A 13,847-nucleotide genomic window follows, 5' to 3' on the forward strand; every position below is an offset into this window, starting at 1 on the left:
CGCTGGATCGCCTGAGATGGCCCGTTACGTCGCCAATCGCCTGGCGCAGGCGATCATGCTGCTTGTGATCGTCTCGGCGATCGGCTTCGCCATCCTGCATCTGGCGCCGGGCGGTCCGCTCTCGCAGTTCGCCGCCTCCGCGCAGATGACGCAGGAGGATCTCGACCGCGTAACCAAGCAGCTCGGCCTCGATCGGCCGTTGCCGATCCAGTATCTCGACTGGTTCGGCCGCATGCTCAAGGGCGATTGGGGTCGCTCCTATCGCGACAGCGAGGCGGTGCTGTCCGTGATCTCGTCGCATCTCGGCGCCACCCTGGAGCTGATGGCGACGGCGACCATCATCGCGGTGCTGCTCGGCTGCTGGATCGGCATCCTTGGCGCGCTGCGGCGCTATTCGCTGTTCGACATGCTCGCAACCGTCGGCGCCATGATCGCTTTGTCGATCCCGACATTCTGGTTCGGCCTCGTCATCATCTACGTGTTCTCGGTGACGCTCGGCTGGTTGCCGGCCGGCAACCGCGAGACCGTCGGCGACGGCTCCTTCCTCGACCTGTTGCATCATCTGATCGCGCCGGCGATCGTGCTGGCGCTGGTCGAGACCGCGATGTGGGGCCGCTTCATGCGCTCGTCCATGTTGGAGGTCATCAACCAGGATTACATCCGCACCGCGCGCGCCAAGGGCATGCCGGAATGGCGCATCCTCACGGTGCACGCCCTGCGCAACGCACTGCTGCCGATGATCACGGTGGCCGGCCTCCAGCTTCCCACGCTGCTCGGCGGCGCGCTGGTGGCCGAGACCGTGTTCACCTGGCCCGGCATGGGCCGGCTGTTCCTCGATTCCATCGGCTATCGCGACTATCCCGTGGTGATGGGCATCCTGATGTTCTCGGCGACGATGGTGCTGATCGGCTCGCTGCTGGCCGACATCCTTTATGCCGTCGTCGATCCGCGCATCCGGGTGGGCTAGGCGATGACGACGGCGGTTCTCTCCACAGACCAGCTCGCGCCCGGCCAGGCTGCCTGGCTGCGATTCCGCCGCCACCGGCTGGCACTCGCCGGCGCGTTGATCATTCTCGTCCTTGTCCTGGGTTCGGCACTCGGTCCTTATCTCCTTCCGTTCGACGACACCTATATCGACATCATGAAGCGGTTCGCGCCGCCGCTCTCGGGCGCGCACATTCTCGGCACCGACGAGCTCGGCCGCGACGTGCTGGCGCGGCTGATGATGGGCGGGCGGGTGTCGTTGTCGATCGGCATCGTCGCGATGGTGATCGCGATGGTGGTCGGTGTCGTGGTCGGCGCCTTTGCCGGGTTTTATGGCGGCGTGGTCGGCGCCGTGTTGATGCGGCTCGTCGATGCCGTGCTGTGCTTTCCGACCATCTTCCTGCTGCTTGTGCTCGCAGCGCTTATCGAGCCCGGCTTCGTCACCACCACCTTGCTGATCGCGGCCACTGCCTGGATGTGGGTGGCCCGCGTCGTCGAAGCCCAGGTGCGATCGCTCAGAGAACGCGAATTCGCCGTTGCCGCGCTCGCCTTCGGTTCGTCGAACCTGCGGATCATGTTCCGCGAGCTCGTGCCCAATGCGATCGCGCCGATCGTGGTGGCGGCGACACTGAACGTTGCCAAGGCGATCCTGCTCGAATCCTATCTCAGCTATCTCGGCTACGGCATCCAGCCGCCGGCGGCGAGCTGGGGCAACATGCTCAACAACGCCCAGATCTATCTGACCAGCGCGCCGTGGCTCGCGATCGCGCCGGGCCTCGCCATCACCCTCGCGGTGACGAGCTTCAACTTCCTCGGCGACGGCCTGCGCGATGCGCTCGATCCGCGGATGAACATCCCATGACGCGCAAACCTGCTTCGACCGAACTGAATATCCGGAGTGTCCCATGTCCCCGCCGCTCAACCGTATAAATAGCGACGATCGCCTGCCGGCGCAGGTGGACGCCGTCGTCATCGGCGGCGGCGTCATCGGCGTCTCCGCGGCCTATCATCTGGCGAAGAAGGGTCTTTCCGTCGCGCTGGTCGAAAAGGGACATGTCGGCGGCGAGCAGTCGAGCCGCAATTGGGGCTGGTGCCGCCAGCAGGGCCGCGCCCGCGAGGAGATCCCGCTTGCGCGAGAGGCGCTGCGGCTGTGGGAGGACATGCAGAACGACGCCGGTGTCGATGCCGGCTTCCGCCGCACCGGCGTGCTGTTCCTGACCAAGAGCAAGGACGAGCTCGCGAGTTGGGAGCGCTGGGCGGCGATGGCGCGCGAGCAGCAGGTTCACTCCACGGTCCTGACGCCGGCCGAGGTCGCCGAGCGCCTGCCCGGCAGCGCCGACAAATGGGTCGGCGGTTTGCACACGCCGAGTGACGGGCGCGCCGAGCCGTCGATGGCGGTGCCGGCGCTCGCCAGCGCGGCGCGCAAGCACGGCGTCACCATTCACCAGGGCTGCGCCGCGCGCGGGCTCGAGACCCAAGGCGGGCGGGTCAGCGCCGTCGTCACCGAGAAGGGCACCATTCGCACCCAATCCGTGCTGCTGTCGGGCGGCGCGTGGTCGTCGCTGTTCTGCCGGCGCCACGGCATCGAGCTGCCGATCGGCCTCGTCAACGCCACCGCGTGCCGGACCACGCCGGGGCCGGAAATCACCTCCGGTGCGCTCGGCACCGATTTCTACTGCATCCGCCGCCGCCTCGACGGCGGCTTCACGCTGGCGCTGCGCAACCGCGGCACGGTGGAGCTGTCGCCCGATCTGTTCCGCTACGCGCGGACGTTCTGGCCGACCTATCTGCATCGCCGCAACGGGCTGAAGCTGTCGTTCGGCAAGTCGTTCTTCGACCAGATGGTGCGTGGCACGAGCTGGAGCTTCGACAAACCGTCGCCGTTCGAGACCGAACGCGTGCGCGATCCGGAGCCGGACATGTCGCTGGTCAATGCGGCGCTCGCGTCGCTGATCAACTCGAACCCCGAGTTGAAGGATATCGAGATCGCGGAAGCCTGGGGCGGCACGATCGACTGCACGCCCGACACCATTCCGGTGATCTCGCCGGTCGATGCCTTGCCCGGCTTCTTCCTTGCGACCGGCTTTTCCGGCCACGGTTTCGGCATTGGCCCCGCGGCCGGCAAGCTCGCCGCCGACATCGTGACGGGCTCGACGCCGCTGGTCGACCCGGTGGCCTACAGCCACAAGCGCATGATCGACGGCCGCCGGCTCGCGCCGGTCAGCCCGTTCTGAGAGCGTGGCGGTATGACGGTTCTCTACAAGGCCAACATGGTGCGCGGCGCGGAATGGGCGACCTTCTTCGCCGAGCGCGCGCCGCATTTGCCGTTCCGGCTCTGGCCCGATATCGGCGATCCCGCCGAGGTGCGCTATCTCGTGGCGTGGGTGCCGCCGGATGACATCGCGGCGACGTTTCCAAATCTCGAGCTCGTCTTCTCGGTCGGCGCCGGCGTCGACCAGTTCGACGCCACCAAAGTTCCGCTGCATATTCCGCTGGTGCGCATGCTCGAGCCCGGCATCGCCGAGACCATGGTGGAATACGTCACCATGGCCGTGCTGGCGCTGCATCGCGATCTCCTGGACTTCATGGCCCAGCAGAAGGAGCAGGTGTGGCGCGAGATCCGGATCACGCCGGCCAAACGTCGTCGCGTCGGCGTGATGGGGCTCGGGCAGCTCGGCCAGGCCGTGCTCGAACGGCTCAAGGCGTTCGGCTTTCCGCTTGCCGGCTGGAATCGCTCGCCGCGGGATATCGAGGGTGTGACCTGCTATGCGGGCGCGGACGCATTGCCGGAGTTCCTTGCGCAGACCGATATTCTTGTCTGTCTGCTGCCGCTGACCGACGAGACGCGCGGCATCCTGAATGCCGATCTGTTCGCGCGCCTGCCGCGTGGTGCCTCCCTTGTCAATGTCGGGCGTGGCCCGCATCTGGTCGAAGCCGATGTCCTCGCGGCGCTCGACAGCGGCGCATTGTCGGGCGCGGTGCTCGACGTCACCGAGCCCGAGCCGCTACCCGCGGGCCATCCGTTCTGGAGCCACCCGCGCATCCTGGTAACTCCACACAATGCGAGCATGACGACGCCGGACACGGCCGTCGACTATGTGCTCGATGTCATCGCGCGTCATCGCCGCGGCGAAGACCTGCCGGGGCGCGTCGACCGTAGTCGCGGCTATTAGGGCTCTCGCATGAGCATCAGCGCAAACGCACCCGATCAGGTCATCGCCAACGCACAAGCGCCCGTGTTGTCGGTTACAGGCCTGACGACGTCGTTCATGCGCGAACGGCAATGGATACCCGTTGTCCGCAACGTGTCATTCGCCATCGCGCCCCGGGAAACCGTCGCCATCGTCGGCGAGTCGGGATCGGGCAAGAGCGTCACCGCGCTGTCCATCATGCGGCTCATTCCGAAGGAGAACGGCCGCATCGAAGGCCGCGTCATGCTGTCGGGGCGCGATCTGCTGACGCTGCCCGAGCCGCGCATGAAGGACGTGCGCGGCAACGAGGTCGCCATGATCTTCCAGGAGCCGATGACGAGCCTCAATCCGGTGCTCACCATCGGCTTCCAGATCGCCGAGGCGCTGATCTATCACCGCGGCCTGTCGCGCGCTGCCGCCGAAGCCGAGACCGTTCGCCTGCTCGACCGGGTCCGCATTCCCGCGGCGAAATCGCGCTTCCACGAGCATCCGCATCGGTTTTCCGGCGGCATGCGCCAGCGCGTGATGATCGCCATGGCGCTGGCCTGCAAGCCGAAGCTGCTGATCGCCGACGAGCCGACCACCGCGCTCGACGTCACCATCCAGGCCCAGATCCTGGAGCTGTTGAAGGAGCTCCAGCAGGAGGAGGGGATGTCGATCCTCTTCATCACCCACGACATGGGCGTGGTGGCCGAGATCGCGGACCGCACCGTGGTGATGTACAATGGGCAGGCGGTGGAGACCGACGCGACGGCGCGCATCTTCGCAGCACCCTCACATCCCTACACCCGCGCTCTGCTCGCGGCCGTGCCGCGCCTCGGCTCGATGGATGGTCGCCCGCGGCCGATGCGCTTTCCCATCGTCGACAAGGTGACGGGAACCTCGGACGATCCGACGGAGACGCCGGATACGGTCTCGACCGCCGAGCGCCCGCTGCTCGAAGTGTCGAACCTCACCACGCGCTTTCCGATCCGCTCCGGATTGTTCGGCAAGGTCTCGGGCCGCGTCCACGCGGTCGAGAACATCTCCTTCACCTTGCGCGCCGGCGAGACGCTGGCGCTGGTGGGCGAGTCCGGTTGCGGCAAGTCGACGACGGGACGCTCCATCCTCAAGCTGGTCGAGCCGGACAGCGGAACGGTTCTGCTCGACGGCCAGGATGTTCTCGGCATGAACGGCCGTACCTTGCGCGACTGCCGCAAGCAGATGCAGATCGTGTTCCAGGATCCGTTCGCAAGCCTCAATCCGCGCATGTCGGTGGGAACGGCGGTCGCAGCGCCGCTGCTTGCCAATGGGCTCGCCTCCGCGGCGCAGGCGCGAGAGAAGGTCGCCGACCTCCTCGTTCGCGTCGGGCTGACCGCCGACATGGCCGCGCGCTTTCCGCACGAATTTTCCGGCGGCCAGCGCCAGCGCATTTGCATTGCGCGGGCGCTCACGCTCGGGCCRAAGCTGATCGTCGCGGACGAGGCGGTGTCCGCGCTCGACGTCTCGGTCAAGGCGCAGGTGGTCAATCTGATGCTCGACCTTCAGGCCAGCATGGGCCTTGCGTATCTCTTCATTTCCCATGACATCGCGGTGGTCGAGCGCATGAGCCATCGCGTCGCGGTGATGTATCTCGGCGAGATCGTCGAGATCGGCTCGCGCGCGGACGTGTTCGGCAATCCGCAGCATCCCTATACCAGGAAGCTGATGGCCGCCGTGCCGGTCCCCGACCCCGCGCGGCGCGGCACCAAACGCGAGGTCTCAAACGACGAGATCAGAAGCCCCGTGCGCGCCCCGGACTACCAGCCTCCGGTCCGGCAATATCGCGAAGTGTCGGCGGGCCACGTCGTCCAGATCTGGGACGAGGGGAGCTGGTCGTGAGAACGAGACGCAAGGAGACTCGCAGCAGCCAGCTTGTGTCCGAGACCTGGTTCAGGCCGCGCTCTCTGGATCGGTCAGCAGTTTGGCCAGCAGCCGGCCACTCGGTGGAAGCGGCCGGTTGATCGCCGAGATCAGCGAGAATTGGGTCGTATAGCGAAACGCCTCGGCGCCCGAGACTTCCTCGAGTCGATGGATCGGTCTCAGCATCTCGACATAATGTCGCGGCAAAAAGCCGACAAACCCGCCGCCGACCAGCATTGTCGCAACCGCTTCCAGCCCGAAGGCGACAGCGCGTTGCTTGATGTGAAGCCGCCGAGCAAGGTTTTGCGTGCGTCGATCGTTTGTTCGCGTCACCAGAACCACACCGCCGTCGCGCACGGCGTCGAGCGCGAGCGGCCTGGCTGCCGCCGTGTAAAGCCGAAACTCCTCAGTGAACAGTGAAACGTATTCCAGCTTGCTGTTGACGGCAGGCTGCCCGCTGATGGCGAGATGCAGTCGTCGCTCCAGCACGTCCTCGACGAGCGCGCTCGGCAGGCCGATCGCAATGTTCAGGGTGACATTGGGGGCGGCCATGCGAAACTGAGCCAGCGTGCCCGCCAACCGGCAATGCGGGTTGGACAGGCAGTTGTCGGCGATGCCGATCTTCAGTTCGCCCGACAGGATGTTGCGAGCCAGATTGAGCTCGTGATGCACCATCTCAAGCGCATCACAGGCTGCGATGCTGGCCTGCAGAGCCTTGCGGCCGAAATCGGTCAACTCGAACCCGGAGGGGCCGCGAAAGCAGAGCCGGCTGCCGAGCCGTGTTTCCAGCGCCAGCAGATGCCGGCTGATGGTCGATCGCTCCATCCCAAGCTGGGCTTCCGCTGCGGTCAGGCCACCCGCCTCAGCGACGGCGCGAAAGATCCGCAACAATCTGAGATCGGCTTCGGTGAGATGCGGAACGGGTGCTGGCGCGACGTGCTTCATGTTGCGGTTCCTACAAGCATGGTTTCGGGAAACGTCATTCCGGGCGTTGTCCGGTCCACGCTACGGTTGCTGAACATCCGAGCGATACGCAGACCGCTCGCTTGGTGGTCGGATGCMGATTTGTTCGGCAAGACCAGACTGCTGTGACCTGGAACGTGACTTGGAGGACGTATGGTTCTGCCCCTGACGGTGCCGCCTTCGCTGAAGCACCAGAGCCTGCTCTGGTCGCCTATTTGCACCGATCTCGACGCTCTCGACGCGCACATTGCCATCCTCGGCATTCCCTACGGCAGCGCCTACCATGCCGGCACGATCACCAACGACCAGTCGAAGGCACCCGATGCTGTCCGCTCGGTCACCGATCGCATCTGTCGCGGCCTGGAACGCTACGATTTCGACGTCGGTGGCCCGATCTACGGCGGACGTGCCTTGAAAGTGGTCGATGTCGGCAACGTGCCTGCCGACATGACCGATCTCCGCAGCCATTCTGTCCGCGCCGAAGAAGCGGTAAGCAAGATCCTTGCCGCTGGCGCCATGCCCATCACCATCGGCGGCGACCACGGCATCCCGATCCCGATTCTGCGCGCCTTCAAGGGTCATGGACCGATCACGCTGATCCAGGTCGATGCCCATATCGACTGGCGCGATGAGGTGAACGGCGTTCGGGATGGCCTGTCGAGCCCGATCCGGCGGGCTTCCGAAATGCCCCACATCGGTGAGATCTTCCAGATCGGCATCCGCTCCTCGGGCAGCGCGCGGACCGAAGAGGTCGAGGCGGCGGCCGCCTACGGCTCCAACATCATTCCGGCCTTCGAGGTGCACGACAAGGGCATGGAGTCGGTGCTCGAGCGGATTCCGGAGGGCGGCCAGTATTACATCACCATCGACGCCGATGGCCTCGATCCGACCGTGATGCCTGCGGTCGAGGGCCCGGCTCCGGGCGGGCTCACCTTCCATCAGGTCCGCAAGCTCATCCACGGCCTGGTGCGCAAGGGGCGGGTGGTCGGCATGGACATCGTGGAGATCACGCCGTCCATCGACGTCAACATGATCACCTGCATCACGGCCGGCCGCCTGATCGTGAATCTGATCGGCGCGGCGGTGAGGGCGAATTATTTCGACGCGCCGCCGGTTTGAAGTTGCACCGTTTCCGAAACAGATAGGGGATACTTCCATGATGCGAATCTATCGCGGAGCGCTCGGCCTTCTGGCTGGCGGCGTCTGTATCGTTGCCGTCACGAGCCAGCAGGCCTTCGCCGAGACGACCCTGGAAAAAATCAAGCGCACCGGCGAACTGACGGTCGGTACCGAAGCGGCCTACCCACCCTTTGAATTCGTCAAGGACGGCAAGATCGTGGGTTACGGCTCCGACATCCTGGCCGAAGTGGTGAAGGAATTCGGCGTCAAGAAGCTCAACCAGCTCGACCTGCCCTGGCAGGGCATCCTCCCCGGTGTGCTGGCCGGCAAGTTCGACTTCGTCGCCACCACCGTCGGCATCAATGCCGAGCGCGCCAAGCGCTATGCCTACACAATGCCGATCGCCGACGGCGTGCCCTACGCGATGAAGCGCAAGGGCGACAAGCTCGCCAAGGTGGAAGATCTCAACGGCAAAGTTGTTGGCACCCAGCTTGCATCATCGACAGAGCCGGTCGCCCGCGCACTCGATGCCAAGCTGAAGGCCGCGGGCGGGACAGGCTTCAAGGAGCTGAAGCTCTTTACCGCGTTTCCCGAGAGTTACGTGGCGCTGGCCAACGGCGAAGTCGATGCAGTGATCCAGTCGCTGCCCAGTCTCGCCGCCCTCGTCAAGGAAAAGTCCGATGTGTTCGAACTGTTGGCGCCGACGCCGATGGAAGGCGGCTTCCCTTATCTGGCATGGGTGGCGCGGCCCGATGACAAGGACCTGCGCGACGCGATCTCCGTCGTCATTCGCAAGATGCGCGACGATGGCCGCCTCGCGGCCCTGCAAAAGAAGTGGTTCGGCTTCGAAATGAAGATTCCGGACGACGGTTATCTGCCGCCCGGTGCGATGTAGGCGTTTGCGGGCAGGGATCGGGCGATACGGCAGGTTCCAGGACGAAAGGTCCGGCGATGGGTTTCAACTTCGCATATCTGTTGTCGATCCTTCCCGATCTCGTGAGCGCCGCGGCGGTGAACATACGGCTGGCGTTCGCCATCATGCTGCTGGCGCTCGCGCTCGGTACCGGCCTCACGGTGGTACGCTCCCTGAAGATCGTGCCGGTGAACGCCTGCATCGCCGTCGTCATCAGTTTCGTGCGCGRCACRCCGCTGCTGATTCAGATTTTCATCGCCTATTACGTGCTTCCGGCGGTCGGCCTCGACCTGTCGCCGGAGGTGGCGGGCGTCGCGGCCATCGCTTTCAACAGCATGGTGTTCATCAGCGAGAGCATGCGCGGCGGCCTCGCCACCATTGATCCGGGCCAGATCGAGGCCGCGACCGCGCTTGGCCTGCCACCACACGCCATCTGGCTCAAGGTTGTATTGCCGCAGCTGTTTCGCCGCATCGTTCCGGTGCTGATCAACGAGTCAACCATCGTGGTGAAGGGCACGGCGCTGCTGTCGGTCATCACCGTCGTCGAGGTGCTGCGCCGCGCGCAGCAGATCGCGAGTTCGAGCTATCGGCCGTTCGAGACCATGATCGGCGCCGCTATGGTCTTTCTGGTCATCAATCTCGTCCTCAGCCTGTCGGGCAAGCTCGCGGAAGCCCGGTTCGCCAAGGCGCGGATCTGAGCCGCGGATCTGAGCGATGCATTTCAATCCAGCCCTTCTTCTCGACTATTGGCCGCTCCTGCTGCAGGGCGCCTGGCTGACCGTCCAGGTCTCGGCGGCGGCCTTGATCATCGGTTATGCCATGGGGATTGCCGTCGCCATGGTCGCGCTGATGCCGGGCTGGCTGCCGCGGCTTGCCGCCGGGCTCTACGTCGAAACACTGCGTAACATTCCCTTCATCATCCTGATCTTCGTCGTCTATTACGGGCTGCCGTTCTCCGGCATCCGCCTGCCGGCCTACATTGCCGGCACCCTGGCGCTCGCGCTGTTTGTCAGCGCCTATTATGCCGAGATCGTCCGTGCCGCGATTCTCGCGCTGCCGCGCGGGCAGTTCGAAAGCGCGCGCGCCATCGGCATGTCTCCCGCCCAGGCGATGCGGCATGTGGTGGCGCCGCAGATTCTGCGGGCGCTGGTGCCGCCCTCCACCAATATGACTTTGACGATGATGAAGGAGTCGGCCGTGCTGTCCTCCATCACGGTGCCGGAACTCACCTACCAGGGCCTCGTCGTGCAGGGGAACACCTTTGCGCCGTTCGAGGTATTCGCGGCGGTCGCGTCGATCTATTGGCTGATTGCAATCGTGATCGCGGATCTGTCGAGGCGGCTGGAGCGCCGCGTCGGCGCCGCACAGGTCGAAGGCGCCAGCCGCAACAGGATCGCGGAGCGCTATCTCTCGCTCGTGGCGCGGAGGGCATGATGACCGCGCCGCCCGTGCTCCGCGTGTCGGCCCTGACCAAGCGCTTTTCCGGCACCACCGCCGTCGATGATCTCTATCTCGATGTGCACGCGGGCGAGATCGTCGCGCTGATTGGCCCGAGCGGCTGCGGCAAGAGCACGCTGCTGCGCTGCCTGACCTGGCTCGAGCAGCCTGATGACGGCTTCATCGAGGTCGCCGGCAAGCCATTCGGACGCGAATTGACGAGCGGCGGTGTCGTACGTCGTCAGGGGCGGCGGGAGATCGACGCCCTGCGCCCGAAGATCGGCATCGTGTTTCAGCAGTTCAATCTCTGGCCGCATTTGACCGCGCTCGAAAACGTGGTGCGCCCGCAAGAGGTGGTGCTGGGCCGGCCGCGGGCGGAGGCGGTACGCCGCGGCAAGGACCTGCTGGAGCGTCTCGGGCTCGCCGAGCGCATGGACCGCTATCCGCGTGCGCTCTCGGGCGGACAGCAACAGCGCGTTGCGATCGCCCGCGCGCTCGCCATGGACCCGGCCTTGATGCTGTTCGACGAACCGACGTCGGCGCTCGATCCCGAACTGGTCGGCGATGTGCTCGCCGTCCTGCGCTCGCTGGCGGAGATCGGGATGACGATGCTGGTCGTCACCCACGAAATCGGCTTTGCCGCCAACGTCGCCGATCGCATCGCCTTCATGGATCACGGTCGCATTATCGAGGAGGGGCCGGCGCGGGACATCATCGCCGCGCCGAAAGAACCGCGGCTGCGCAATTTCCTCGATCTGGTGATGGCAAACCGCCGCCACGACAATCCCGGCACGACAATCGACACAACGGAGTAAGAACATGTCCCGCGTCAACCGGCCCTATGTCGGCATTCCCTCGTTTCTACGGTCGCGCATCTGCGAGGACCTTTCACAGCTCGACGCCGCCATCGCGGTGCTCGGGGTGCCGTTCGACGAGGGTTCACCCTTCATGCCCGGCAGTCGCCTTGCGCCGCGCGCGCTGCGCGAGCATTCCTTGCGCTTCTATGGCAGCGGCAAGGGCTACTACGACCCCGAGACCCGGCGCGAATATCTTGTCGAAGAGATGTCGCAGCGCCTGATCGCCGACGTGGGCGATGTCGACATTCATCCGGCCAACGCGCCTCGCACCTTCGAGAACATCACGGCTACGGTGCGCGGGATTCTTGACCGCGGTGCGCTGCCCGTGGTGCTCGGCGGCGACCACTCGATCACCTATCCGATCTTCCGTGCCTTCGACGAGAAGCTGCATGTCATCCACTTCGACGCCCACACCGACTACGCGCCGTTCGAAAATGACCTGACCATCACCAACAGCCATGCGTTTCGCCACATCGCGGGGATGGAGAATGCGCTGAGTCTGACCCAGGTCGGCATCCGCAGCCTGCGCCACTCGCCGGCGCAGGTGGAGGATGTCATTGCCGCAGGCAACCGCGTCATTCCGATGGGCGCGTTCCGTCAGATCGGCCCGCAAGGCGTCGCCGATCTGCTGCCTGCGGGCTCACGGGTCTATGTCAGCATCGACGTCGACGCCATGGACATGTCGCTGGTCCCGGGCTGCGTCTCTGCCGAGCCCAACGGGATGAGCTATGTCGAGCTGCGTGACAGCCTGAAGGCGATCGCAGAGCGGCACGACATCGCGGGCTTCGACTTCGTCGAGGTCAATCCGCCGCTCGATGTCGGCAYCGGCGTCACCGCCTATCTTGGCGCGCTGACCGTCATCGAGTTCCTGGGGCACATCTGCGCCCAGCCGCGCTGGGTGGCGCGCCGCAGCGCCCGTCTCGCCGCTTGAAGGAGAACATCATGAATGGAACACTCGACGTCATTCCGGCCACGCGCGGCAAGGCCGTTCGGCTGGGCAAGGGGCAGGCCGTCCAAATCATCAACACCCATGGCTCTCAGGTCGTGGACACCTGGGCGTTCTGCATCGAGGATCTCGGACACCACATGTCGATGGAGCATACAAGGGTCGAGAACGGCCGGCTGATGCCGGCCGCCGGGCAGACGCTTTTCACCAACAAACGCGAGCCGATCCTGGTGCTGGAGCAGGACACATCGCCCGGCATCCACGATACCCTGATGGCGGCATGCGATCGCTGGCGCTATGAGCATCTGGGTTGCACGGACTATCATCGCAACTGCGCCGACAACATGGTCGAGGCCATGGACGAGATCGGCCTGCAGGCGAGCCATGTGCCGCAGCCGCTCAATCTGTTCATGAACATCCCGGTCAACGACGACCTGAGCCTGACGCAGGGTGAGCCCGTGAGCAGGGCAGGCGACTATGTCGTGCTGCGAGCTGTCCGGGATTGCTACGTGGTCTTCTCGGCCTGCCCGCAGGACATCACGCCGATCAACGGCGCCGGTCGCAAGCCGACAGCCGCGCATATCCGGCTGATGGCCACCTAAAGAATGACGCTGCGCCTCGCGAATTGACGGACACGAAGCACCGCAAAGAGCGGATAGATCGGACGCCGGCGAAATCGCGGGCCAGCTGGCGAACCAACGGCGCCCTCCGCTCCCGCGCTCCCGGCATCGCGACGATGCAGACGCGTCCTCCGGAAAACGTGACCGGATCGAGCGACAGGGAACCGCGCTATGTGAACCGCCTCATATTTCATCACTCTTTTTCGAGCTATCACTCCCGCAAGAAATTGCCGCACCCGGACCTAACTGACAGACACGGGTGAGATGCAATGCCTGCGCAGCCGCGTGCTCGCAGCTTTGGATTGGCTCTCGTCTTGCTCACGAGCAAGCCAGCCCCATCACTCAGCACAGATTTTTCAGAAATTGGAATCAAGGGAATCGCAAAGCGGGTCCACCAGGCAGCCTCTATTCGGGGTCGGCCGGTAGGCCGCTACTGACCTAAGAGGGAGACTCCAATGAAGATCAGCAATGCAGTTTCCAGCGCATTTTCCCTGACGAGACACGCCGGTAATCTTGGGATCGCTCGTTCCAGTCTGATCAAGTCGGCCCATCTTCTTGAAAGGATTGGGCTCGCAGCCGTTGGGGCCTCTTGCGGCCTCTATGTGGGGGCGACCCTGTTGCGTGAGAAAGACGGACTGTTTGAAAGCGGCTGGATCGTGCTGCTAACGATGCTCTACGGAGCTCTCAGCTATTATGTCGGAATTGATTTGTCTCGCAGTGTCGCACGGAAGTCGAGTTCGAGCATCTCGGAAGAATGGACCGGTTCCGAGTCGGCTGAGATCATGAGTGCGGCCGGAACCTTCGGCGCCGCGATTGCCGCAACTCTGTCCGTCAGCATTCTTGTCCTTGATCAAAACCCCGCCAATGGCCTGATCGCCTTTGTTGCCGGCTGCTGGGTGGTGGGTTCTTCGCTTCAAGTTGCGGCGGGCACGATGG

14 protein-coding genes are annotated in these 13,847 nt (G+C 64.8%); 13 read left to right on the forward strand and 1 reads right to left on the reverse strand.

The features are described 5' to 3' along the window. Positions 1–16 precede the first annotated feature (16 nt). From ACXJL8_RS03620 to ACXJL8_RS03640, 5 genes are read left to right on the forward strand one after another with little or no spacing between them, the layout of a single operon-like run. On the forward strand, positions 17–967 hold the full coding sequence (locus ACXJL8_RS03620; RefSeq protein ID WP_456617919.1) for an ABC transporter permease: 951 nt from the start codon (positions 17–19) through the stop codon (positions 965–967). 3 nt (positions 968–970) lie between these two features. Beyond that, a complete protein-coding gene (locus ACXJL8_RS03625) occupies positions 971–1,846 on the forward strand; it encodes an ABC transporter permease (RefSeq protein ID WP_456617918.1) in 876 nt (291 codons plus the stop codon). A gap of 43 nt (positions 1,847–1,889) precedes the next feature. Next, complete coding sequence (locus ACXJL8_RS03630) at positions 1,890–3,218, forward strand: NAD(P)/FAD-dependent oxidoreductase (protein WP_456617917.1); 1,329 nt, start codon at positions 1,890–1,892, stop codon at positions 3,216–3,218. 12 nt (positions 3,219–3,230) lie between these two features. Next, the gene (locus ACXJL8_RS03635; RefSeq protein WP_456617916.1) at positions 3,231–4,157 is read left to right on the forward strand and encodes a 2-hydroxyacid dehydrogenase; all 927 of its coding nucleotides are present in this window, start codon (positions 3,231–3,233) and stop codon (positions 4,155–4,157) included. Between the two features lie 9 nt (positions 4,158–4,166). After that, on the forward strand, positions 4,167–6,035 hold the full coding sequence (locus ACXJL8_RS03640; protein WP_456617915.1) for an ABC transporter ATP-binding protein: 1,869 nt from the start codon (positions 4,167–4,169) through the stop codon (positions 6,033–6,035). A 51-nt stretch (positions 6,036–6,086) separates the two neighbouring features. Here the strand turns inward: ACXJL8_RS03640 and ACXJL8_RS03645 are convergent, their stop codons facing one another. Then, positions 6,087–6,944, reverse strand: a complete 858-nt coding sequence (locus tag ACXJL8_RS03645) for a LysR family transcriptional regulator (RefSeq protein ID WP_456684636.1) — start codon at positions 6,942–6,944, stop codon at positions 6,087–6,089. 228 nt (positions 6,945–7,172) lie between these two features. On the opposite strand from ACXJL8_RS03645, the gene ACXJL8_RS03650 reads away from it, so the two are divergent. The 8 genes from ACXJL8_RS03650 to ACXJL8_RS03685 all read left to right on the forward strand — a co-directional run. Beyond that, complete coding sequence (locus ACXJL8_RS03650) at positions 7,173–8,138, forward strand: agmatinase (protein WP_456617913.1); 966 nt, start codon at positions 7,173–7,175, stop codon at positions 8,136–8,138. Between the two features lie 37 nt (positions 8,139–8,175). Then, complete coding sequence (locus ACXJL8_RS03655) at positions 8,176–9,033, forward strand: transporter substrate-binding domain-containing protein (RefSeq protein ID WP_456617912.1); 858 nt, start codon at positions 8,176–8,178, stop codon at positions 9,031–9,033. A gap of 56 nt (positions 9,034–9,089) precedes the next feature. Next, positions 9,090–9,749: an amino acid ABC transporter permease gene (locus ACXJL8_RS03660; RefSeq protein ID WP_456684637.1), complete on the forward strand. Its 660-nt coding sequence runs from the start codon at positions 9,090–9,092 to the stop codon at positions 9,747–9,749. Between the two features lie 16 nt (positions 9,750–9,765). Next, positions 9,766–10,485, forward strand: a complete 720-nt coding sequence (locus ACXJL8_RS03665; protein WP_456617910.1) for an amino acid ABC transporter permease — start codon at positions 9,766–9,768, stop codon at positions 10,483–10,485. Then, a complete protein-coding gene (locus ACXJL8_RS03670) occupies positions 10,485–11,303 on the forward strand; it encodes an amino acid ABC transporter ATP-binding protein (protein WP_456617909.1) in 819 nt (272 codons plus the stop codon). The genes ACXJL8_RS03665 and ACXJL8_RS03670 overlap by 1 nt, the downstream gene beginning before the upstream one ends. Before the next feature lie 4 nt (positions 11,304–11,307). Continuing rightward, positions 11,308–12,276, forward strand: coding sequence for an arginase family protein (locus ACXJL8_RS03675; RefSeq protein WP_456684638.1), 969 nt, complete (start codon positions 11,308–11,310; stop codon positions 12,274–12,276). Positions 12,277–12,287: 11 nt separating this feature from the next. Continuing rightward, positions 12,288–12,893, forward strand: coding sequence for a DUF1989 domain-containing protein (locus ACXJL8_RS03680; protein ID WP_456617907.1), 606 nt, complete (start codon positions 12,288–12,290; stop codon positions 12,891–12,893). Positions 12,894–13,366: 473 nt separating this feature from the next. After that, positions 13,367–13,847 (forward strand): hypothetical protein (locus ACXJL8_RS03685; protein WP_456684639.1); only part of this gene is annotated, 481 nt, incomplete at its 3' end.

Source organism: Bradyrhizobium sp. P5_C11_2, from assembly GCF_054049755.1.

Excerpts from the sequence above, each read along its gene's own strand:
- ACXJL8_RS03620 (WP_456617919.1), top strand. The coding sequence starts at position 17 with ATGGCCCGTTACGTCGCCAATCGCCTGGCGCAGGCGATCATGCTGCTT.
- ACXJL8_RS03670 (WP_456617909.1), top strand. The coding sequence starts at position 10,485 with ATGACCGCGCCGCCCGTGCTCCGCGTGTCGGCCCTGACCAAGCGCTTT.
- ACXJL8_RS03680 (WP_456617907.1), top strand. The coding sequence starts at position 12,288 with ATGAATGGAACACTCGACGTCATTCCGGCCACGCGCGGCAAGGCCGTT.
- ACXJL8_RS03625 (WP_456617918.1), top strand. The coding sequence starts at position 971 with ATGACGACGGCGGTTCTCTCCACAGACCAGCTCGCGCCCGGCCAGGCT.
- ACXJL8_RS03655 (WP_456617912.1), top strand. The coding sequence starts at position 8,176 with ATGATGCGAATCTATCGCGGAGCGCTCGGCCTTCTGGCTGGCGGCGTC.
- ACXJL8_RS03665 (WP_456617910.1), top strand. The coding sequence starts at position 9,766 with ATGCATTTCAATCCAGCCCTTCTTCTCGACTATTGGCCGCTCCTGCTG.
- ACXJL8_RS03635 (WP_456617916.1), top strand. The coding sequence starts at position 3,231 with ATGACGGTTCTCTACAAGGCCAACATGGTGCGCGGCGCGGAATGGGCG.
- ACXJL8_RS03630 (WP_456617917.1), top strand. The coding sequence starts at position 1,890 with ATGTCCCCGCCGCTCAACCGTATAAATAGCGACGATCGCCTGCCGGCG.
- ACXJL8_RS03650 (WP_456617913.1), top strand. The coding sequence starts at position 7,173 with ATGGTTCTGCCCCTGACGGTGCCGCCTTCGCTGAAGCACCAGAGCCTG.